Annotated in this window: 17 protein-coding genes; 5 read left to right on the forward strand and 12 right to left on the reverse strand. The window is 73.0% G+C overall.

Translation table 11 applies throughout. The features are described from left to right. Positions 1-322: 322 nt before the first annotated feature. On the forward strand, positions 323-1,285 hold the full coding sequence (locus AC3EQ1_RS14740) for a zinc-binding dehydrogenase (RefSeq protein WP_432094764.1): 963 nt from the start codon (positions 323-325) through the stop codon (positions 1,283-1,285). A 129-nt stretch (positions 1,286-1,414) separates the two neighbouring features. On the opposite strand, the gene AC3EQ1_RS14745 is transcribed toward AC3EQ1_RS14740, so the two are convergent. The 7 genes from AC3EQ1_RS14745 to AC3EQ1_RS14775 form a co-directional block, all read right to left on the reverse strand. Beyond that, positions 1,415-2,395 carry a PadR family transcriptional regulator gene (locus tag AC3EQ1_RS14745; protein ID WP_432094765.1) on the reverse strand — a complete coding sequence of 327 codons (981 nt, stop codon included), beginning with the start codon at positions 2,393-2,395 and terminating at the stop codon, positions 1,415-1,417. A gap of 1 nt (position 2,396) precedes the next feature. After that, complete coding sequence (locus tag AC3EQ1_RS14750) at positions 2,397-3,347, reverse strand: DUF4097 family beta strand repeat-containing protein (protein ID WP_432094766.1); 951 nt, start codon at positions 3,345-3,347, stop codon at positions 2,397-2,399. Positions 3,348-3,601: 254 nt separating this feature from the next. After that, complete coding sequence (locus AC3EQ1_RS14755; protein WP_432094767.1) at positions 3,602-3,781, reverse strand: DUF6104 family protein; 180 nt, start codon at positions 3,779-3,781, stop codon at positions 3,602-3,604. A gap of 223 nt (positions 3,782-4,004) precedes the next feature. Next, complete coding sequence (locus AC3EQ1_RS14760; protein ID WP_432094768.1) at positions 4,005-7,811, reverse strand: multifunctional oxoglutarate decarboxylase/oxoglutarate dehydrogenase thiamine pyrophosphate-binding subunit/dihydrolipoyllysine-residue succinyltransferase subunit; 3,807 nt, start codon at positions 7,809-7,811, stop codon at positions 4,005-4,007. Positions 7,812-8,154: 343 nt separating this feature from the next. Further along, entirely contained in the window at positions 8,155-9,267 is a 1,113-nt protein-coding gene (locus tag AC3EQ1_RS14765; RefSeq protein WP_432094769.1) for a HAMP domain-containing sensor histidine kinase, read from the reverse strand. After that, a complete protein-coding gene (locus AC3EQ1_RS14770) occupies positions 9,264-10,013 on the reverse strand; it encodes a response regulator transcription factor (protein ID WP_351510005.1) in 750 nt (249 codons plus the stop codon). Before AC3EQ1_RS14770 ends, AC3EQ1_RS14765 begins: the two co-directional genes overlap by 4 nt. A gap of 86 nt (positions 10,014-10,099) precedes the next feature. After that, positions 10,100-10,813, reverse strand: a complete 714-nt coding sequence (locus tag AC3EQ1_RS14775; RefSeq protein WP_432094770.1) for a spermidine synthase family protein — start codon at positions 10,811-10,813, stop codon at positions 10,100-10,102. 186 nt (positions 10,814-10,999) lie between these two features. On the opposite strand from AC3EQ1_RS14775, the gene AC3EQ1_RS14780 reads away from it, so the two are divergent. Further along, positions 11,000-11,905: a rhomboid-like protein gene (locus AC3EQ1_RS14780; RefSeq protein ID WP_432094771.1), complete on the forward strand. Its 906-nt coding sequence runs from the start codon at positions 11,000-11,002 to the stop codon at positions 11,903-11,905. 233 nt (positions 11,906-12,138) lie between these two features. Here AC3EQ1_RS14780 and AC3EQ1_RS14785 read toward each other — a convergent pair whose 3' ends face one another. Genes AC3EQ1_RS14785 through AC3EQ1_RS14800 form a run of 4 tightly spaced genes read right to left on the reverse strand, consistent with a single transcriptional unit; the run spans position 12,139 to position 15,288 of the window. Continuing rightward, positions 12,139-12,756 carry a hypothetical protein gene (locus tag AC3EQ1_RS14785; protein ID WP_432094772.1) on the reverse strand — a complete coding sequence of 206 codons (618 nt, stop codon included), beginning with the start codon at positions 12,754-12,756 and terminating at the stop codon, positions 12,139-12,141. Continuing rightward, the gene (locus AC3EQ1_RS14790; protein WP_432094773.1) at positions 12,753-14,054 is read right to left on the reverse strand and encodes a hypothetical protein; all 1,302 of its coding nucleotides are present in this window, start codon (positions 14,052-14,054) and stop codon (positions 12,753-12,755) included. Before AC3EQ1_RS14790 ends, AC3EQ1_RS14785 begins: the two co-directional genes overlap by 4 nt. After that, entirely contained in the window at positions 14,051-14,860 is an 810-nt protein-coding gene (locus AC3EQ1_RS14795; RefSeq protein ID WP_432094774.1) for an ATP-binding cassette domain-containing protein, read from the reverse strand. Before AC3EQ1_RS14795 ends, AC3EQ1_RS14790 begins: the two co-directional genes overlap by 4 nt. 11 nt (positions 14,861-14,871) lie before the next feature. Further along, positions 14,872-15,288: a hypothetical protein gene (locus AC3EQ1_RS14800; protein WP_432094775.1), complete on the reverse strand. Its 417-nt coding sequence runs from the start codon at positions 15,286-15,288 to the stop codon at positions 14,872-14,874. Positions 15,289-15,666: 378 nt separating this feature from the next. On the opposite strand from AC3EQ1_RS14800, the gene lon reads away from it, so the two are divergent. The 3 genes from lon (at position 15,667) to AC3EQ1_RS14815 (ending at position 20,136) form a co-directional block, all read left to right on the forward strand. Continuing rightward, on the forward strand, positions 15,667-18,081 hold the full coding sequence (gene lon / locus AC3EQ1_RS14805; RefSeq protein ID WP_432094776.1) for an endopeptidase La: 2,415 nt from the start codon (positions 15,667-15,669) through the stop codon (positions 18,079-18,081). 285 nt (positions 18,082-18,366) lie between these two features. Then, complete coding sequence (locus AC3EQ1_RS14810) at positions 18,367-18,864, forward strand: MarR family winged helix-turn-helix transcriptional regulator (protein ID WP_351509991.1); 498 nt, start codon at positions 18,367-18,369, stop codon at positions 18,862-18,864. A gap of 57 nt (positions 18,865-18,921) precedes the next feature. Continuing rightward, positions 18,922-20,136, forward strand: coding sequence for a cytochrome P450 family protein (locus tag AC3EQ1_RS14815; protein ID WP_432094777.1), 1,215 nt, complete (start codon positions 18,922-18,924; stop codon positions 20,134-20,136). A gap of 180 nt (positions 20,137-20,316) precedes the next feature. Here the strand turns inward: AC3EQ1_RS14815 and AC3EQ1_RS14820 are convergent, their stop codons facing one another. Beyond that, positions 20,317-21,162, reverse strand: a complete 846-nt coding sequence (locus AC3EQ1_RS14820; protein ID WP_432094778.1) for a hypothetical protein — start codon at positions 21,160-21,162, stop codon at positions 20,317-20,319. Positions 21,163-21,322: the final 160 nt, after the last annotated feature.

The raw sequence follows: 21,322 nt of genomic DNA on the forward strand, positions 1-21,322 counted from the left end.
CCCCCCCCCCCCCCCCCCCCCCCCCCCCCCCCCCCCCCCCCCCCCCCCCCCCCCCCCCCCCGCGGTCGTTTCCGGGAGTGGTGGCCGTGCGGGCCGGTGCGGTGCCGCCCCGTCACCCCTCGGCTGCCCGGGGCCCGTCGGCCGCCGGCCCGTCCGCGGTCGGCGCCGTCCGTCCGTCGGCCGCTCCCCGTGCGCCGTTCCCTGCCCGGTGCCGGACGGCCCCCACGCCCGGACCTCGTCCGGCGTCCGTGCCACCGTTCGGAGCAACGTCACACCGGTCCGTGGTTCCGCCCCGTCCCGCCCGCGGCCTAGGGTCAAGGTCATGTTCGCCGCCTACGCCGCTCGCATCGACCGTGACCAGCCGCTCAACGGGCTCGTGCTGGGGGACCGCCCCGCGCCTGCGGCCCGCCCCGGCTGGACGACCGTCAACGTCAAGGCCGCCTCGCTCAACCACCACGACCTCTGGTCGCTGCGGGGCGTCGGTCTCGGGGAGGAGTCCCTGCCGATGATCCTCGGCTGTGACGCCGCGGGGACCGACGAGGACGGGAACGAGGTGGTCATCCACTCCGTGATCGGACAGACCGGCCACGGCGTGGGCCCGGACGAGCCGCGCTCCATCCTGACCGAGCGCTACCAGGGCACCTTCGCCGAACAGGTCACCGTCCCCGCCTGGAACGTCCTGCCCAAGCCGAAGGAGCTGTCCTTCGAGGAGGCCGCCTGCCTGCCGACGGCCTGGCTGACCGCGTACCGGATGCTGTTCACCAACGCGGCCGTCCGGCCCGGTGACTCGGTCCTGGTCCAGGGCGCGGGCGGCGGAGTGGCCACGGCCGCGATCGCCCTCGGCCGGGCCGCCGGACTCCGCGTCTACGCCACCAGCCGGGACGAGGCCAAGCGCAAGCGCGCCGTCGAACTGGGCGCGGTCGAGGCCTTCGAGCCCGGCGCGCGGCTGCCGCAGCGGGTGGACGCGGTGATCGAGACGGTGGGCGCCGCGACCTGGTCCCACTCCGTCAAGTCGTTGCGGCCGGGCGGCACGCTGGTCATCTCCGGCGCCACCTCCGGGCCCAGCCCGAAGTCCGCCGAGCTCAACCGGATCTTCTTCCTGGAGCTGAAGGTCGTGGGCTCCACCATGGGCGACAAGGGCGAGCTGGAGGACCTGCTCAGCTTCTGCGCGGCCACCGGCGTACGGCCCGTCATCGACAGCGTGCTGCCGCTGGACCGGGCCCGCGAGGGCTTCGAGAAGATGGCCGGCGGAGACCTCTTCGGCAAGGTTGTTCTGACGGTGTGACACCGCGCGCCGTGTGACACCACGCGCCGCGCCGTCCGGTGCGCCCCCCCGGGCGCCGCCCGGTGCGCGTCACGGACCCGGCCGGGCGGGGCGGATTCCTCCTCCTCGCCCGGCGGCCGGGCCCGGGGGTCACTCCGCGGACTGCCGGTCCTCCGGGCCGTGCAGCAGCGCCGCCAGGTGCGCCGCCGCCGTGGACAGATGGCGCCGGGCCTCCCGCAACTGGTCCTCGCTGACGCCGTGGTCGCGGGCGAGATCGCGGACCTCGTCCCGGAAGCGGTCCAGGAGACGCTCCAGGTCTCGGGCCGGGTCGGCGGACGGCGCGGCCGGATCGTCGGCCCACTCCGGGGTGGGGCCGGCCGGCTCGGGCCGGATGTACCCGGGCCAGGCGGTGACCCGCTCGGCCAGTCCGCCGAGCGTCCCGACCTGACGGGTCAGCTCCGTCATCCCCTCGCGCAGCGCGCCCTGCCAGTCCCCGGTCCGGGCGTGCGACTGCACCTGGTCCTGGACCTGACGTGCGATCCGCCGGACCTCCTCGTGCGCCTCCGCCCGCGCGTCCTTCGCCTGCTCGCGGGCCTGTTGGGCGTCCTGCTGCGCCCGGCGGCTCTCCTCCCTGGCCCGGCGGGCCTGTTCCTTCCACTCGTCCTTGGCCCGGCGCAAGTCCTCCTTGGCCTGCCGCCAGGCGTCGCTGTCGCCCCGGGGCGCCTCGTGGCTCCGTCCGGACGTCCGGGCGTCGCGGGCGGCGGCGCGCATCTCCCGGCGGAGGTCGCCGGCCGAGGCGCTGACGTCCTGCCGGATCTCGGCGGCGAGTTCGGCCACCGAATCGCGGATCTCCAGCTCCAGCTCGGCGAGTTCCCCCTGCCGGCCGGCGAGTTCCGCACGCCCGGCGTCGGTGATCGAGTACACCTTGCGGCCGCCCTCGGTGGTGTGGGTGACCAGGCCCTCGGCCTCCAGCTTCGCCAGGCGGGGGTACACGGTGCCGGCGGACGGCGCGTACAGCCCCTGGAAGCGCTCCTCCAGCAGACGGATCACCTCGTAGCCGTGGCGCGGCGCCTCGTCCAGCAGCTTGAGGAGATAGAGCCGCAGCCGGCCGTGGGCGAAGACGGGGGGCATGTCAGAGCACCTTCTTGTCGGTGGGGCGGGCCGGTGCGCCCGAGCCGTCGGAGTCGGCGGGCGCGGCGTCGTCGGGACGCGGGCCGCCGGCCCCGACAGGCGCTCCGGCGTCCTCCTCCGCCGGCCGGCGGAGGAGAGCGATGGCGCCCGAGACGGTCGCGGCGGTGAGGGTGCCGGTACCGGCACCGAGGGTTCCGGTGATGCGCTTCGCGCCCCACTGGCCGGTGACCCGCAGATCGTCGAACGCGTTGGAGAGCGCGCCACTGGTGGTGTTGGCGGTGACCGTCGCGTCGGCGGGGTGCGGCAGCCGGATCGCCACCTCGCCGGAGACGGTCGTCAGGCGGATGTCCGGGCCCGCGCCGGCGGGGGCGAGGTCCAGCGCGAGGTTGCCGCTGACCGTCTCCGCCGTCACCGAGGTGCCGGAGCCGTCGAGCACGGTGAGGTCGCCGGAGACCGACTGGAAGTGCAGGTCGCCGGTGACCGCCTGGGCCTCCAGCCGGCCGCTGACCGTCTCCGCCCGGACGGGTCCGGTGAGCCCGACGACGGTGCTGTCACCGGAGACGCTCCGCAGCTCCGTACGCCCGGAGACGCCGGAGACGAACGACGCCGCGCCGACGACCCCCACCTCGACACCGGAACCGGCCGGAACGGTGACCGACACGACGGCGCGCCGGTTCCAGCGCTTGCGGTCGCGCCAGGTCCTGCGGTCGAGCCAGGCGAACAGACCCTTCCGGGTCAGGTCGTCGTAGGTGACGGTCAGGACGCTCCCCTTCTGGGTGACGGTGAGCGGGGGCCCGTCGAGCTCCGCGATCTCCAGCCGGGCGGGCTCCCCGCTGTCCGTGCCGACGACATTGACCGTGCCGCCCACGATGCGCACGGTGACGGAGCCGACGGGCTCGTCGAGGGCGAGCGTGCGCGGCTCGTCGATGGACCACTCGGAACGGGCTGACATCCCTGACCTCCTCCGGGCGGAACGCGACGCAACATATCGCGTTCCCTCGCTGAACACGATATATCGCGGATATGGGAAGTCAAGGGAGGCAGCCGGGGACGCGTGCAGCCGGGACGCGTAAGTCGCGATACGGGCAGGCTGCCGGACGGACGCGATACGGCGCCGGAGCCCGGCCCCGGCGCCGGTACTCGGCCCCTGTGCCAGCGCAGGGTCGGCTGTGGCGTCCGCGTCCGGCCCGCGGACCGGCGTCCGGCCTACTCTTCGTCCTCGTCGTCCAGCCGGGCGAGCCAGGTCGCCAGCCGCTCCACCGGGACCTCGAAGTCCGGGTTCAGATCGACGAATTCGCGCAGCCGCTCGGCGACCCAGGCGAAGGAGACCTCCTCCTCGCCCCGCCGGCTCTCCAGCTCCTCGATACCGCGGTCGGTGAAGTACACAGTGCTGCTCCAGGTCGGTGAGTGCTTGCGCCCCAGGTTATGCGGGCGCCGAGGTGCCCCGGCCGGGGTGGGCCCGGTCGGGGAGGGGCGTGCGGGGGCGGTGCGGAGCGACTGCCCGGGGGCGGCCCGGGCCGGGGTGCCCGGGCCGGTCACGCCGGAGGGCCCGGCACCGCGCATCCGCGGTGCCGGGCCCTCCGTGCCGTGGCGTACTGCCAGCCGTGGGTCAGATGTCGAAGACCTCGTCGACCAGGGCCTGCTGCTCCGCCTGGTGGCGCTTGGCCGAACCGACGGCCGGGGAGGAGGAGTGCGGCCGGGAGACCCGGACCAGACGCTCCTTGTGCGGCACATCGGCGCCGACCGCCAGATCCAGGTGGTCGATCAGGTTGAGCGCGATGAACGGCCAGGCACCCTGGTTCGCCGGCTCCTCCTGGGCCCACACGAACTTCTCCGCGCCCGGGAACTTCGCCATCTCCGCCTGGAGCTCCTTGCCCGGCAGCGGGTAGAGCCGCTCCAGCCGGACGACGGCGGTGTCCGTCGCGCCGCGCTTCTCCCGCTCCGCCGCGATGTCGTAGTACACCTTGCCGGAGGTGAAGACGACCTTGCGGACGGCGGCCGGGTCGACGGTGTCGTCGCCGATCACCGGGCGGAAGCCGCCGCTGGTGAACTCCTCGGCCTTCGACGCCGCCGCCTTGAGCCGGAGCATCGACTTCGGGGTGAAGACGACCAGCGGCTTGTGGTGCGGGTTGTGGACCTGCCAGCGCAGCAGGTGGAAGTAGTTCGACGGCAGCGTCGGCATCGCGACCGTCATGCTGTTCTGCGCGCAGATCTGCAGGAAGCGCTCGATCCGGGCCGAGGAGTGGTCCGGGCCCTGGCCCTCGTAGCCGTGCGGCAGCAGCAGGGTGACGCCGGAGGTCTGGCCCCACTTCTGCTCGGCCGAGGAGATGAACTCGTCCACGACGGTCTGGGCGCCGTTGACGAAGTCACCGAACTGCGCCTCCCAGAGCACCAGGGCCTCCGGGCGGGCCAGCGAGTAGCCGTACTCGAAGCCCATCGCCGCGTACTCGCTGAGCAGCGAGTCGTAGACGTTGTACCGGGCCTGGTCCTCGGACAGGTACAGCAGCGGGGTGTAGTCGTCGCCGGTCTCCCGGTCGACGAGCACCGCGTGCCGCTGGCCGAAGGTGCCGCGGCGGGAGTCCTGGCCGGACAGCCGGACCGGGGTGCCCTCCATCAGCAGCGAGCCGATGGCCAGGGTCTCGCCCATCGCCCAGTCGATCGTGCCGTCCTCGACCATCGCCGCGCGGCGCTGCAGCTGCGGCATCAGCCGCGGGTGCACGGTGATCCGCTCGGGGATGGTGACCTGGGACTCGGCGATCCGCTTGACGACCTCCTGGGAGATCCCGGTGGTCACGGCGACCGGGAACTCCGGCTGGGCCTCGGGGATCTCCGCCGGAGCCGGGGCCGACGTGGCCTCCCGGACCTCGGTGAAGACCTTCTCCAGCTGGCCCTGGTAGTCCTGGAGCGCCTGCTCGGCCTCCTCCAGCGTGATGTCGCCCCGGCCGATCAGGGACTCGGTGTAGAGCTTGCGCACCGAGCGCTTCTTGTCGATCAGGTCGTACATCAGCGGCTGGGTGAACTGCGGGTTGTCGGCCTCGTTGTGACCGCGGCGGCGGTAGCAGATGAGGTCGATGACGACGTCCTTGTTGAACGCCTGGCGGAACTCGAAGGCGAGCCGCGCGACGCGGACCACGGCCTCCGGGTCGTCACCGTTCACATGGAAGATCGGCGCCTCGATCATCCGCGCCACGTCGGTGCAGTACATCGACGAGCGGGAGGCGGCCGGGGCGGCGGTGAAGCCGACCTGGTTGTTGATCACGATGTGCACGGTGCCGCCGGTGCGGTAGCCGCGCAGCTGCGACATGTTCAGCGTCTCCGCGACCACGCCCTGGCCCGCGAAGGCCGCGTCGCCGTGGAGCTGGATCGGCAGGACGGTGAAGTCCGTGCCGGCCTTGCCGATGATGTCCTGCTTGGCGCGGGCGACACCCTCGACGACCGGGTCCACGGCCTCCAGGTGGGAGGGGTTGGCGGTGAGCGAGACCTTGATCTGCTCGCCGTCCAGACCGGTGAAGGTGCCCTCGGCGCCCAGGTGGTACTTCACGTCCCCGGAGCCGTGCATCGACTTCGGGTCGAGGTTGCCCTCGAACTCCCGGAAGATCTGCGCGTACGACTTGCCCACGATGTTGGCGAGGACGTTCAGCCGGCCGCGGTGGGCCATGCCGATGACGGCCTCGTCCAGCCGCGACTCCGCCGCCGAGTCGATCACCGCGTCGAGCAGCGGGATGACGGACTCGCCGCCCTCCAGCGAGAAGCGCTTCTGGCCGACGTACTTCGTCTGCAGGAAGGTCTCGAAGGCCTCCGCGGCGTTCAGCCGGCGCAGGATCCGCAGCTGCTCCTCGCGCTCCGGCTTGGTGTGCGGGCGCTCCACGCGGTCCTGGATCCACTTGCGCTGCTTCGGGTCCTGGATGTGCATGAACTCGATGCCGGTGGTGCGGCAGTACGAGTCGCGCAGCACACCGAGGATGTCCCGCAGCTTGAGCATGGACTTGCCGGCGAAGCCGCCGACCGCGAACTCGCGCTCCAGGTCCCACAGGGTGAGGCCGTGCTCGACGATGTCCAGGTCGGGGTGCTTGCGCTGCTTGTACTCCAGCGGGTCGGTGTCGGCCATGACGTGGCCGCGGACCCGGTAGGAGTGGATCAGGTCGAAGACCCGCGCGGCCTTGGTGACGTCGTCGTCGTGGGTGACGTCGATGTCCCGCATCCAGCGGACCGGCTCGTACGGGATCCGCAGCGACTTGAAGATCTCGTCGAAGAAGCCGTTCTCGCCGAGCAGCAGCTGGTTCATGATCCGCAGGAACTCGCCGGAGGCGGCGCCCTGGATCACGCGGTGGTCGTACGTGCTGGTCAGCGTCATGACCTTGGCGACGCCCAGCTTGTTCAGGGTGTCCTGCGAGGTGCCCTGGAACTCGGCCGGGTAATCCATGGAGCCGACGCCGATGATGAGGCCCTGGCCGGGCATCAGCCGCGGCACGGAGTGCACGGTGCCGATGCCGCCGGGGTTGGTCAGCGACGCGGTGACCCCGGTGAAGTCCTCCATCGTCAGCTTGTTGTTCCGGGCCCGGCGGACGATGTCCTCGTACGCCTGCCAGAACTCGAAGAAGTTGAGCGTCTCGGCCTTCTTGATCGCCGCGACGACGAGCTGACGGTCACCGTTCGGCTTCACCAGGTCGATGGCGAGGCCGAGGTTGACGTGCTCGGGCTTGACCAGCGTCGGCTTGCCGTCCTTCTCCGCGAAGGAGTGGTTCATCGACGGCATCGCCTTCAGCGCCTGCACCATGGCGTAGCCGATGAGGTGCGTGAAGGACACCTTGCCGCCGCGGGCGCGCTTGAGGTGGTTGTTGATGACGATGCGGTTGTCGAACAGCAGCTTCACCGGGACCGCGCGGACGGACGTGGCCGTCGGCAGCTCCAGGGAGGCGTTCATGTTCTTCGCGACGGCCGCGGAGGGGCCGCGGAGCGGCACGAACTCGGCTCCGGACGGCGCCGGGGCGGCGGCCTTGGCGGCGGGCTTCGCGTCGGCGGCCTTGGCGGCCGGCTTGGCGTCCGCGGGCCTGGCCGGCGCGGCGGGCTTCGCCTCGGCGGGCTTGGCGGCGGGCTTCGCCGCCGGGGGAGCGGCCGGCGCGGCCGCGTCCTTGGCCGCGGGGGCGGCGGTGGCGGCCTCCGGCTTCGGCGACGGGACCGGGGCCCCGGGCTTCGCCTGCGGCGGCGCGGCCACCGCGGAACCGGTGTCCTGACCGGGCTTGTAGTCGGCGAAGAAGTCCCACCAGGCTCGGTCGACCGAGTTCGGGTCCTGGAGGTACTGCTGGTAGATCTCGTCGACGAGCCACTCGTTGGGACCGAAGGCGGCCGCGGGGTTCTTCCCCTGCCCGTCTTCGTCTGTCGAGATGCTCGAGGTATTGGGGGACTGTGGCGACACGGCGGCAACCGCCCTCTTCCGCTTCCTAAGGTGGTGGACAGCGGAAATAAAGGCTACGCCCCTCCGGCCCGTGGTTGCAGGCCGGGCCGGTCAGTCGTCGCGCAAGTCACACTGATCGGCGGGTTTCGGCGCATGTTTTGGCGGGAAACACCGTGGGTTCGTGCCCGAACGGGTACGCCTGATCACCCGGCGCGGGCAACAAGCCCGGACGGGGTGCTTCCGCGGCGCCGCTCCCGGGCCCCGGCCACGTCCTCGGTGGCGGGTCCGCCGGGCGGGTCCGTCGGTGCGGACGTCCCGGGGCCGGTGACCGGCCCCGTTCCTCCACTTCCCGTTCGACCCTACGTCAACCCTGTGTCGTCGCGTTGCCCGGCAGAGTGACCCGGATCCGGCAGCCGCGCGGGGATTCGGCCACCCCGATGCTGCCGCCGTGCAGATCCACCGCCCAGCGCGCGATGGCCAGGCCCAGCCCCGTACCGCCGTCGCTGCCCGGGCCGTGCGGGGTGGAGACGCTGCCCCGGTTGAAGCGCTCGAAGATCCGGTGCCGCTCGGACGCCGGGATGCCGGGGCCCTCGTCCAGGACCTCCAGGACCAGGCTGCCCGGCCCCTCGGAGCCGCGCCGGGCCCGCAGGGTGACCCGGCCGTGCGGCGGGCTGTGCTTGACGGCGTTGTCGACCAGATTGGCCACCACCTGGTGCAGCCGCTCCGCGTCCGCGTGCGCGGCCAGCTCCGGCGGCGTGACGTCCAGATGCAGATGGACATCGGCCCGGGTCTGCTTCTGGCCCCGGGCGGCGGCGGCCATGTTGGCCTCCTTCAGCACACCCGAGAGGTAGGGCCACACCTCGAAGCGCCGGGTCCGCAGCGGCACCACGCCGTTGTCCAGCCGGGACAGGTCCAGCAGGGTCTCCACCAGGCGCCCCAGGCGCTCGGTCTGCCGCAGCGCGGTGCGCATCGTCTCCGGATCGGCCTCGGACACCCCGTCGACGACGTTCTCCAGCACCGCCCGCAGGCCCGCTATGGGGGTGCGCAGCTCGTGCGAGACGTTGGCGACCAGCTCCTTGCGGTGCCGGTCCACCGCCTCCAGGTCGGCGGCCATGTGGTTGAAGGTCTCGGCCAGGTCGCCCAGCTCGTCCCGGCGCCCCTCGCGGACCCGCCGGGTGTAGTCGCCGCCCGCCATCGCCCGGGCGACCGTCTTCATCTCGTCCAGCGGCGAGGTCAGGCCGTGCGCCACGAACTGCGTGATCAGCATGGTGGCGATGATGGAGAAGATGGTGACGATCCGGAGCTCGGTCGCCGTGTGGATGGAGACGAAGACCAGCAGGGTGGTGATGGTCACCGAGGCGATGACCAGGGCTCCCAGGGCGGCCTTGACCGAGCGGTAGGGGTCCAGCGGCCGCAGCGCCTCCCACAGCCGGTGCAGCGGGCCGGGCCGCGTCGGGTCCGGCGGGCGCCTGTTCACGGCGCCGGGGCGGCCGGGGTCTCGAGCGCGTAGCCCACACCGTGCACGGTGCGGATCCGCTCCGCGCCGATCTTGCGCCGCAGCGCCTTGATGTGGCTGTCGACGGTTCTGGTGCCGGAGGCGTCCGCCCAGTCCCACACCTCGGCCAGCAGCTGCTCCCGGGAGAGCACCGCGCGCGGGGTGTTGGCCAGGCACACCAGCAGGTCGAACTCGGTCGGGGTGAGGTGCACGTCCTCGCCCCGGACCCGCACCCGGCGCTGCGCGTGGTCGATCTCCAGCTCGCCGAAGCGCAGGATCCCGGTCCGCGGGGTGGTCGCGGCCTGTGTGGCCCGCTCCACCCGGCGCAGCAGGACGTGCACCCGGGCGGCCAGCTCCCGCATGGAGAAGGGCTTCGTCATGTAGTCGTCCGCGCCGACCCCGAGGCCCACCAGCATGTCGGTCTCGTCGTCCCGCGCGGTGAGCATCAGCACCGGCACCGGCCGTGCCGCCTGCACCCGGCGGCACACCTCCAGCCCGTCGAAGCCGGGCAGCATCACGTCGAGGACCAGCAGATCGGGTTGCCAGGCCTCGGCGGTGTCCACGGCGGCGGGGCCGTCCATGGCCGTCTGCACCTGGAATCCCTCGGCGCGCAGCCGGACCGCGATGGCGTCCACGATGGTCGCATCGTCCTCGACCACGAGGATCCGGCGCTGGGCGCCCGGAGTGGGCGTCGCGCCGCCGAGCGCGCCGTTGTGTGTCTGCTCCATCGTCCCTGCCCCTGCGAGGTTTCCCCGTGCCGCATTCGGCCCCGGTCGCTGCTTGGAGCAGGGTACGGGCAGCGTGCGGGCCGCGGCTACGCAGGGCGAATCGCGAGATGAACGGCGTCCGGGACGCCGCGGGCAACCGGGATCTCTTCGGTCCGTACCTTCACGAACCCGGCATTGCGCAGTGCGTCCTCGAACGCCGCGGAGGGCCGGGCCGACCACACCGCGAGCACCCCGCCCGGCGTCAGACGCTCCCGGCAGGCCGCCAGGCCCGACGGTCCGTAGAGACCGTCGTTGTCCTCGGTGACCGTCCAGTCGGGCCCGTTGTCGATGTCCAGGCACAGCGCGTCGTACCGGTCGGCGGGCCCGTCGGTGCCGCGCACATGGCCGACGAGGTCGGCGCGGAGGATCTCGGTGCGCGGGTCCGCGAGCGCCGGAGCGGAGATCCGCGCCAGCGGTCCCGCGCGGTGCCAGTCGATCACCGCCGGCTCGCGCTCGACGACCCGGATGCGCCCCCAGCGGGGCTCCTCGGCGGCCCTGACCAGGGAGAACCCCACGCCGAGGCCCCCGATGAGCACCGTGGGCGACGGGCGGCCGTCGGGCAGGGCGGTGAGCGCGGCGTCGATCAGCAGCCGTTCGGAGCGCCCGTCGGAGGTGTCCATCAGGAAGCAGCCGTTGGCGATGATCTCGAAGTGGCCGCCGCGGCGGCGCAGCACCACCTCGCCGTACGGGCCCTCCCGGCGGTCGACCGTGACCGGCCCGGTGTCGCCCTCGGTCGGTGTCGTCGGCATCGGCAGGGGCATGGCTGACAGATCCTCTCGCTGCGGGCTGCTCGGCGCCGGGTCGTCCGGGACGGGCGGAGTGGCCCGCCGCCGGCCTGCTCCCGGCGCCGCGTGCGCCGCCGGGTCACCCGGATGCACCCATCAGCGTAGCGAGCGGCCCGGTGCTGCCGGGGGCGGACGATTTCCGGCGCCTCCCGGTTGTCCGGCGTGAGGTATCTCATAGATGTGAGGTGCGGGGGCTTCGGCCGTGAGCGGGTGGGCCCGGAGGACGCGAGCACTCCGCCCGGCCCGGACGCGGACCGGACGGGGCGCTGCCTGCTGCACCCGCCGCCCGCGGACCGGAGGGGGCGACTCCTGCACAAGGTGCTCCCGGCCGACCGATGGGGGCGCCGGCGGCCGGGGCGGGTGCCCGCGGACCGGGCTGGACGGCTGCTGCGGTGGCTGCCGACGCCGGCCGGCACCCCCTTCACCTTCTGCTACGCCCTGGTACTCACCGGCACCTCGGTCTTCGCGGACCGGGCCGACCCGGACCTGGTCCACCGGCTGCTCCGGGAGTCCAGCACCGACGTCGAGCATCTGGCGCACCACCCGCTCCTGGTCCTCGTCGCCAGCGCGCTGTGGATCGCGGGCCCGGCGCTCTCCCCGTACCCGGCCTGCTTCCTGCTCGTGCTCACCGCGCTGGAACGACGGCTCGGCGCGCCGCGCACCGTGGCCGTCTTCCTCTTCGGCCACGTCCTGGCCACCCTGCTCACCGAGGTGCCGGTCGCGTTCGCGGTCGCCGCCGGCCGGCTTCCGGAGAGCTCGCTCCACCGGCTGGACTACGGCATCAGCTTCGGCGTGCTCGGCGGCCTCGGCGCGCTCGCGGGACTCCTGCGGCCCCGGCTGCGCTGGGCGGTGCTGAGCGTCGCCGGGGTGGCGCTCGCCCAGGACCTGGCCGAACTCGCCAGCCCGCTCAGCAACTGGGGACACCTGCTGGCCCTGCTGACCGGGGTCGCCTGCTGGCCGGTGGTGCGCGGGTGGGAGGAGGAGCGGAATGCCGCCGAGGTCCGGCCGTGCGTTCCCGGGACGGCGCCGCGGGCGGCCGCGTCCGGCCGGGACGGGGCGGCCCGGTAGGCGCGCGGGTGTCACCCGTTCCCGGCCGCGGCCACCTCGCCCCGCGCCGGGACCCGTCGGCTCTCGGCCCGTTCTCCGCGGCCGCTGATGCCGCCCCGGCCGCGGCGGGCCGGGCCCACGCCGTACCGGGATGCCGCTCGGGGCGCCCGCCCCGGAGTCCGGACCGTTCCGCCGCTCTCCGGGGGCGTAGAGCTCTCCGGGGGCGGGCGCGAGCCGGTTTCAGCCGCTGGCGGTCACTGCTGCTCGGCCCGCTCCGTGCGGCGGGGGGAACCCGTGGCGGCCAGCAACAGTCCCACGGCCCACAGAGCGGCCGCGGCCACCCCGGCCGGGACGTCGTGGGCCGGTTGGATGGACCAGGCCCAGGCTTCGGGAGTGTTGTCCGGCCCCACGCCGAGGAACAGGGTGGGCCCGAACATGCCCAGTGGCAGCAGCCAGGCCAGCCCGCTCCCGAAGAGCCGCGCACTGATCATGCCGAGCCCGAGATAGCCCACGGCGTTGCGCACCGCGGCGGCGAACACCGGTACCGGCGCCCCGGCTGCCAGGGGAAGAGCGCACAGCCCCACCGCCAGCACCAGCAGCGTCAGCAGATGGACCGCGCGGTGGCGGCGCATGGGCTGCGCCGCCGTCCACTCGAGGTCCGCCATCGGGGAGAAGAGCGTGGTCGCGAGGAGCACCGCGTGGGCGATGGGCACCAGCTCCGCCACCGGCACGCTGAAGTCGGACAGGTAGCGCAGCTCGGGCACCGCGAGCCGTTGCCCCACGAACCCGCTCGCCAGCAAGGCCAGGACGAGGCAGATCCCGGCTGCCCGGGGCAGACCCCGGCTGCGCGCGACGGCGACGGCGGCATTCACCGCGGGACCGAAGGGACGGGCCGGCAGCTGCGGATCCGTGCCGCGGCGCCCTCGATCCAGGCGTCGCGTTCGGCGGACGGCGCCTTGGTGATCCTTTCGAGGGCCTTCCCGAACCGGTCGCCGTAGTACTCGCTCGGCGCCCCGGCCCGGGCGCGTACCGCCGCTTCGAACAGGAAGGTGTCCGGGTAGCCGCCGATCGACTTCAGCATGTGGGGCTCGCAGTCGCCTGCCGGCTGCGGCAGCGCGGCACTGAACAGGGAGTCGGCGAGGTCGCTTTCGCTTTCGGAGGGGGAGTTCAGCGGCAACTCCGCGGTACGGCCTCCCGGCAGGTCCAGACCGGTGGCGTAGAAGGCGCGGTTGAATCCCGAGAGTTTCCCCAGTCCGGAGTCGAGCCGTTTCACCGCCGCGTTCACCCGGGGGAGGAGGTGGCGGTCGTCGGGCCACAGGCACGCCGTGGTGCGCCCGCTGGTGGCGCAGACGGGACGCGCGGGCTGCGGCGCGGGCTTCGCCCAGAAGGAGTCGCGTGCCGGAGGCGGGAGGACGACGAGAGCGGTGCCCGCAGTGGCGGCGACGACGGTCAGGGCGATCAGCGCGGGAGCTTGGCGGCCGAGCGCCGACCGCCTCTTCAGGGCGGGAACCGCGAGCGCGCAGAGGCCCGCGGCCAGACACCACACGGCGGCGGTGAGCAGTCGGCCGGTGCTGGGAGTGAAGGTGGTGTCCCAGTGCTCGTCGATGGCGGGGAAGAGGTGGTTCAGCCAGTGCTTCGGGGCGAAGGCGAGCCCGACGAAGAGGCCGTACCAGGCGATGCCCACGAAGGGGGCGAGCACCCTGGACGGCAGCAGCGCGCCGAAGGCCACCCCGACGGCGACCTGCAGCCCCAGCATGGACGCGCCGAGCAGCAGCGGGGTCCACGCCGGTGAGCTGACGTCGCTGATGGCGGCGGTGCGCGAGAAGGCGATGGCCGTGAAGACCGCGTAGGCCAGCAGCGACCACAGCCAGGAGGCGAGCCAGAGCACCAGGTTCCGGGTCCAGCCGCTGCGTGCGGCGGTGTCGGCCCAGTCCAGGGTGCGGTGCCGGTGGTCGCGGCCGGCTCCCCAGGCGGCGACGCCGCTCATCACCGAGCCCATCACGATCACACCGAAGAGCTGGACGTTCATGCTGGTCTGGGTCCACCAGCCGATCCAGTCGCTCTGTGCAGGGTCCTCGGAGGCGAAGTACCAGGCGCCGACGGCCGTCATCAGGGCGGCCACCCACTTGGCCTCGCCTCGCCACATCTCGGTCGTCAGAATGCGGATCACGGCCCCACCGCCTCCGCCCCGGCGAGATGCAGGTATCCGGCCTCCACCGATCCGCCGTCCACCTCGGGCGCGTCGTCCGCGCTGCCGTCCCCGTGCGGGAGGGCACAGAGCTCGGACACCGTGCCGGTGAAGCGGACCGTGCCCTCCAGGAGCACCGCGACCCGGTCGCACACGTGTGCCACGTCCTCGGCGAGATGGGTGCTCATGACGACGGCCGACTGCTCACCGAGTCCCCGGATCAAGCTGCGGAACCCGACGCGCTGGGCGGGGTCGAGTCCGACGGTCGGCTCGTCCAGGAGGACCAGCGCCGGCTTGTTGACCATGGCCTGGGCGATGCCGACGCGCCGCAGCATGCCGCCGGAGAGTTCGCTCATCCTGCGGTCGGCATGGCGGTCCATCTGCACGTGCCGCAGCGCCTCCCGGGCGGCCTCGCGGCGGCCGGCCGCGGGGACCTTGCGCAGCCATGCGGCGTACTCGGTGAACTCGAGCACGGTGAAGCGCGGGTAGAAGCCGAAGTGCTGGGGGAGGACACCGATCCGCCGACGGAGGCGCCGCACGCCGGCGCCCTTGGTGGCCTGCTCCCCGAGCAGGGTCACGGTGCCGTCGGCGGGTCTGCGTGCGGTGCTCAGCAGGGAGAGCAGGGTGCTCTTGCCCGCGCCGTTGGGACCGAGCAGGCCGGTGACCCCGGGTGGGAACTCCAGCGAGACCTGGTCCAGCGCGGTCAGCGAGCCGTAGCGCATGGAGACGTCGGCGACCGCCGCGACCGGCTCGGAGCCGGTCGCGGCGGCGCTGTTGAGAAGTGACACCGCGTTCCTGATCAGTTCTGGGCGTTCACGTAGCCGTAGGCGCGGCTGCCGGGAATGCCGGCCCATGTGGCCTGGGTGTAGTACTTGGTGCTGGTGCTGGTGCCCTTGTACGAGCCACAGCCGTAACCCGAGCGGTAGCTGCGCGAGGTGCTGGCTATCTTCGGGTCGGGGCGGAAGCTGCGGTCCTCATAGATGTACGCGCTGAACGTCCTGGTGTCATTGACCGGGACGTCGCCGCACGCCTTGGCGTGGCCGCTGCTCTTGCCCTTCCAGCGGTCACCGTCCTCCTTGTTGCCCGCGGTGGCCACGGAGAACGGAAGCCGGCTGCCGCTGATCTCGGCCGCCACGGCGCTCGCCGCGGGAACGGCGAGGGCCAGCACGGCGACGGCTCCGACCATCGCTCGCTTCCGCTTGCTCGGCATGGTCATGCGCATGAATCCCCCTGTGTATAAGGCCTGTTGGTCCCGAATGTTCGAGACCTGTTCGGCTCGGACCAATCTATGGGGAAGGGCGACGGATTCGTGCTGAATACATCGATTGTGGTGATGGTCACTGCACGGTGTGTTACCTCGTGCCCCTTTGACACGTGTCCCCTTTGGTGTGCGCCGCCGCTGTCGCGCTCCCGGCCGGTGCCGTGTGCAGCCCTGGGCGGGCGGACCGGACGGAAGATGTTGCGCCGCGCGTCGGTTACCCCTGTCGGGCACGCCCGGCGACCGATCGCTCACAGCGAACGCCCCCGGGGGAACATCCCGCCCCCTCCCGGCATTGAGTCATTAGCGCTCAACTTGACTGCCGAAGGGGAGATCATGGCTTCGACGTCCACACCGCTCACCCTGCCCGTACTGCCGCTCGACGACGAGGTCGTGCTGCCCGGAATGGTGGTGCCGCTGGACCTGTCCGACACCGAGGTGCGGGCCGCGGTGGAGGCCGCGCAGGCCGCCGCGCGGTCCGAGGGCGGCAAACCACAGGTGCTGCTGGTCCCACGGGTCGACGGCACCTACGCCGGGATCGGCACGCTCGGCGCCGTCGAACAGGTCGGCCGGCTTTCCGACGGCGACCCCGGCGCGCTCATCCGCGGCGTCAGCCGGGTGCGCGTGGGGGCCGGGACCACCGGGCCCGGCGCCGCTCTCTGGATCGAGGGCACCCGGGTCGAGGAGGTCACCCCCACCGGCCCCGACGGCGAGGGGCTGCCGGGCTCGGTCACCGATCTGATGAAGGAGTACAAGGCCCTCGCCACCAGCTGGCTGCGCAAGCGCGGCGCCTGGCAGGTGGTGGACCGGGTGCAGCAGATCGACGACGTCTCCCAGCTCGCCGACAACGCCGGCTACTCGCCGTTCCTGACCGTGCGGCAGCGGGTGCAGCTGCTGGAGACCACCGACCCGGTGGCCCGCCTCCGGCTGGCCGTCGGCTGGCTCGGCGAGCACCTCGCCGAGCAGGACGTCGCCGAGTCCATCGCCAAGGACGTCCAGGAGGGCGTCGACAAGCAGCAGCGGGAGTTCCTGCTGCGGCGCCAGCTGGAGGCCGTCCGCAAGGAGCTCTCCGAGCTGAGCGGCGACCCGGACGACGAGTCCGACGACTACCGGGCCCGGGTCGAGGCCGCCGACCTCCCGGAGAAGGTGCGCGAGGCGGCCCTCAAGGAGGTCGACAAGCTGGAGCGGTCCTCCGACCAGAGCCCCGAGGGCGGCTGGATCCGCACCTGGCTCGACACCGTGCTGGAACTGCCGTGGAACGAGCGGACCGAGGACGCGTACGACATACCCGGCGCCAAGGCCGTCCTCGACGCCGACCACGCCGGCCTCGACGATGTGAAGGAGCGCATCACCGAGTACCTGGCCGTGCGCAAGCGGCGCACCGACCGCGGGCTGGGCGTCGTCGGCGGCCGCCGCGGCGGTGCCGTCCTCGCCCTCGTCGGGCCTCCCGGCGTGGGAAAGACCTCGCTCGGGGAAAGTGTCGCCCGCGCGATGGGCCGGAAGTTCGTCCGGGTCGCGCTCGGCGGCGTCCGGGACGAGGCGGAGATCCGCGGCCACCGGCGCACCTACGTCGGCGCGCTGCCCGGCCGGATCGTCCGCGCCGTGAAGGAGGCCGGGTCCATGAACCCGGTGGTGCTGCTCGACGAGATCGACAAGGTGGGGTCCGACTTCCGGGGCGACCCGGCCGCCGCCCTGCTCGAAGTCCTCGACCCGGCCCAGAACCACACCTTCCGGGACCACTACCTGGAGGTCGAGCTCGACCTGTCGGACGTGGTCTTCCTGGCCACCGCCAACGTCCTGGAGGCGATCCCGGAGGCGCTGCTCGACCGGATGGAACTGGTCCGGCTGGACGGCTACACCGAGGACGAGAAGGTCGTCATCGCCCGCGACCACCTGCTCCCGCGCCAGCTGGAGCGGGCGGGCCTGGAGCCCGGCGAGGTGGTGCTGGAGGACGAGGCGCTGCGCCGGCTGGCGGGGGAGTACACCCGCGAGGCGGGCGTACGGAACCTGGAGCGGGCCGTCGCCCGGCTGCTGCGCAAGGTCGCGGCCCGGCATGAGCTCGGCGAGCAGGAACTGCCGCTGACCGTCGGCCCGGACGGCCTGCGGCCGCTCGTCGGACGCCCGCACCACGTGCCGGAGTCCGCCCAGGACCCGGGCGAGCGGCGCACCGCGGTGCCCGGCGTGGCGACCGGACTCGCGGTCACCGGGGCGGGCGGCGACGTCCTCTTCGTCGAGGCCTCGCTCGCCGACCCGGAGACCGGGGGCAGCGGGCTGACGCTCACCGGGCAGCTCGGTGACGTCATGAAGGAGTCGGCGCGGATCGCGCTCTCCTTCCTGCGCTCGCACGGCGCGGAGCTGGAACTCCCCGTCGGCGACCTGAAGGAGCGGGGCGTGCACCTGCACGTACCGGCCGGTGCGGTGCCCAAGGACGGGCCGAGCGCGGGCATCACCATGACCACCGCGCTCGCCTCGCTGCTGTCCGGCCGGCGGGTCCGCGACGACGTGGCGATGACCGGCGAGGTGTCGCTGACCGGACGGGTGCTGCCCGTCGGCGGCGTGAAGCAGAAGCTGCTGGCCGCGCACCGGGCGGGCGTCACCACCGTGGTGATCCCCAAGCGGAACGAGGCCGACCTCGACGATGTGCCCGCCGAGATCCTGGAGAAGCTGGACGTCCACCCCGTCTCCGACGTCCGTCAGGTCATGGAGCTGGCCCTGGAGTCCACGGCGGCCCCGGTGCGGGCGGCCGCGTAACGGCTCCGGACCGGCGCACGCACCTACGCCACCACGACCACCACCACCACCACCGCGGCGGCCGGGCGGCCCGGGAACACCAGGCCGCCCGGCCGTTCGCGTGCCTCCGGCCCGCCCCGCCGTGCGCTCCCGCTGCGCCAAAGCCCGCAGAGGCGCCGCCCGGCGGCGGTGCCAGGCCCGAAGGGGCAGATGACAGTCCCTGCCGCTTCTGAGAAATACTGGGGAGAGCGGCACCAGCCGCCGCCGGGGAGAACCCCGCAGAGGACAGCCGGAGAGGGTGCTGACGTGCACAACACTGGGGCCGGCGGCCCCGAGGAGACGGCCGGAGCCGACCGCACCGACGGCGGGGACCAGGCCTTTCTCGCGCTGGAACGGGAGTTGGCGGTCTTCCTGCGCCGCGCCCGGGCCTCCTCCGGCGAGATGGCCCGCGCGGTCCACCCCGACCTCGAACCGGCCGCCTACGGGCTGCTCGTCCGGCTGGAGGACGCCGGAGCGCAGCGGGCCACCGATCTCGCGGGCTACTTCGGCGTCGGCAAGGCGACGATGAGCCGTCAGCTGCGGGCCCTGGAGGACCTCGGTCTGGTGGTCCGGGAACCGGACCCCGCCGACGGCCGGGCCTCCCTCGTGGCGCTCACCGACGAGGGCCGCACCCGTTTCTCCGCCGTCCGCAAAGCCCGCCGTGCGCGGTACGTCCGGAAGCTCGCCACCTGGGACAGCGGCGAGATCGCGGAACTGGCCAGGTTGCTCAACCGTCTGAACGTGGAAAGCGAAACCGACGAGTAGCAACCGACGGGCAACTACCGGGGAGCGCCCCCGCAGTTCCGAAAAAGGGAGCTCACCATGACGACGGAGACCTCCGCCGAGCGCGAGGCCCTGCCCCAGCCCTTCGACACCGCGTGCCTGAAGGACCCCTACCCGCTGTACGCCCGCCTCCGTGCCGAGCACCCCGTGCACCGCATCGCCCTCCCCGACGGGTCGCCGGTCTGGCTCGTCACCCGCGAGGCGGACGTCCGGGCCGGTCTCGCCGACCCCCGGCTGTCGGTGAACAAGGACGATTCGGGGGAGGGGTACAAGGGCTTCTCGCTGCCCCCGGCGCTGGACGCCAATCTCCTCAACATCGACCCCGACCACCACCTCCGCCTGCGCCGGCTCATTTCCAAGGGCTTCACACCCCGGTCCGTCGAGGCACTGCGCGAGCGCGTCCAGGCCACTGCCGACCGGCTCGCCGACGGCCTGGCGCAGCGCATCGAGAAGGACGGCTCGGCCGACATCGTGGCCGACTACTCCCTGCCGCTGCCGCTGGCCGTCATCGGCGACCTCCTCGGCGTACCCGAGGCGGACCGTCGGCCGTTCGCGGACCGCGTCGCCGAGATGTTCACCCCGGAGCACCCCCGCCAGATCGCCGAGGCCGTCGAGTTCCTCCACCGCTTTCTGACCGACCTCGTCGCGCTGCGCCGTGCCGAGCCGGACGGCAATCTGCTCTCCGAGCTCATCGCCGTCCGCGACGAGGGCGACCGGCTCAGCGAGGACGAACTGGTCTCCCTGGCCTTTCTCATCCTCATGGCAGGCAGCGAGAACGCACAGCACCTCATCAGCGCCGGTCTGCTGGCGCTCTTCGAACACCCCGGGCAACTCGAAGCCCTCCGGGCCGACCCCGGCCTGCTGCCCGGGGCGGTCGAGGAGATCCACCGCTTCGCCATGCCTGGCCAGATGGCCATCCGGCGCTTCCCGCTGGAGACGATGGACGTCGGCGGCGTGGATATCCCGTCCGGTGACACGGTGCTGCTGTGCCTGGCCTCCGCCAACCGCGACCCCGACCGCTACCCGGATCCGGACCGCTTCGACATCCGGCGCGAGGACACCGGCCATCTCTCCCTCGGGCACGGCATCCACTACTGCCTCGGGGCGCCCCTGGCCCGCATGGAGATCGGCATCGCGCTGGACACTCTGCTGCGCCGCTTCCCGGACCTGGCGTTGGCAGGTGCGGCGGACGAACTGCCGTGGCGGACCTCGTTCCGGTCCCGCGCGCTGGTGTCGCTGCCGGTCAAGGCCTGACGCCCCTCGCGCACACCGCACGGAGGCCCGGCAGCCCCTCGCAGGGTCGCCGGGCCTCCGGTCCACTCAGGGCAGCCGGCCTGCCGTCAGAACCTCCGGTCGGCCACCGCAACCTCCGGCCTGTCGGCAGAACCACCGGCCGGCCCCCGCAATGTCCGGCCTGCCGTCCCCGGCCCACCGTCAGAGCTCCGCGAACACCACCGACGCGTCGTCCCGTGCCTTCCCCCGCGGGTACGCCTCGCCCTCCGGGTCGGCGGCCTCCGCCTCCCGTACCGCGGTGACCAGCGCCCGGGTTCCCGCCCCGCGCAGCAGCGAAAGGCACGCCGCCCAGTCGCCCTTGTGGAAGACCTCGGTCCAGCGGGCCGCGCCGTCCGTCAGCGCGGCGACCGCCCGGACGTCCGACCGCGGCGTGCTGCCGGTCACGGCCAGCTGGGCCACCTCCGGATCGGCGGCGGCGGTGAAGAACCCGCCCGTGGCGTTGCGCAGGGACTCGACGGCGCGGCCGTACTCCGCACGCGCCGCCGCCCGCTCCGCCGAACCACGCGGCAGGGAGCGCGCGGTGGCGCCCAGCGCCCGTACGGAGTCCGGGAGTCGGTGGAGGCGGTCGTCGAGGACCGGGGTGACGGTGCCGTCCGCCGCTTCGAGCAGCAGCGCGGAGTCCGACAGCACCAGGTGCTCCACCACGGCGTCGTCCCAGCGCACAGCCACGACGGTGGCCTGCGGAGTGCGGACGTGAGAAAGGTCACACGCCCCGGAGTGAGCGTCCGCGGCGCGCCTGATGGCGTCCGCGAGGCAGGATGTCAGCGTCATATCCCGCCGCGAACCGGACAGTTCGAGCAGGGCACCGCCGAGGCGGGCGGTGAACCACGGAACACCGTGCGTGCATCCGGCCTCGTCCTCCGGTGGGGTCACCCCGTCCAGCAGGACGAGCGCACCGCCTCGGCCCGACGCTGGTAGGGCCACCGATGCGTAGTCCTCGTTGGGGTGTTGGGGATCCCCGGGTTCGGTGGTGACGTCGATGCGCATGCGGCCAGTCTGCCGGACGTCCGCACGCTTTCGGCCAAACGGCTCTGACCTGCGCGGGAACCGCCCCGGCGGTGTCCCGGCTGCCGGGATTCCACCGGATTCGACGGGCTCCTGCGTGCTGCGGGCGGGCATCTTGCCAGGCCCCCGCGGTCTTTACCAA

This window comes from Streptomyces sp. bgisy100 (genome assembly GCF_057709105.1).

What these genes read in the sequence shown, in the direction of transcription:
- AC3EQ1_RS14775 (WP_432094770.1), bottom strand. Translation starts at nt 10,813, where the DNA reads ATGCCCCTGCCGATGCCGACGACACCGACCGAGGGCGACACCGGGCCG.
- AC3EQ1_RS14815 (WP_432094777.1), top strand. Translation starts at nt 18,922, where the DNA reads ATGACGACGGAGACCTCCGCCGAGCGCGAGGCCCTGCCCCAGCCCTTC.
- lon (WP_432094776.1), top strand. Translation starts at nt 15,667, where the DNA reads ATGGCTTCGACGTCCACACCGCTCACCCTGCCCGTACTGCCGCTCGAC.
- AC3EQ1_RS14750 (WP_432094766.1), bottom strand. Translation starts at nt 3,347, where the DNA reads ATGTCAGCCCGTTCCGAGTGGTCCATCGACGAGCCGCGCACGCTCGCC.
- AC3EQ1_RS14820 (WP_432094778.1), bottom strand. Translation starts at nt 21,162, where the DNA reads ATGCGCATCGACGTCACCACCGAACCCGGGGATCCCCAACACCCCAAC.
- AC3EQ1_RS14740 (WP_432094764.1), top strand. Translation starts at nt 323, where the DNA reads ATGTTCGCCGCCTACGCCGCTCGCATCGACCGTGACCAGCCGCTCAAC.
- AC3EQ1_RS14745 (WP_432094765.1), bottom strand. Translation starts at nt 2,395, where the DNA reads ATGCCCCCCGTCTTCGCCCACGGCCGGCTGCGGCTCTATCTCCTCAAG.
- AC3EQ1_RS14770 (WP_351510005.1), bottom strand. Translation starts at nt 10,013, where the DNA reads ATGGAGCAGACACACAACGGCGCGCTCGGCGGCGCGACGCCCACTCCG.
- AC3EQ1_RS14800 (WP_432094775.1), bottom strand. Translation starts at nt 15,288, where the DNA reads ATGACCATGCCGAGCAAGCGGAAGCGAGCGATGGTCGGAGCCGTCGCC.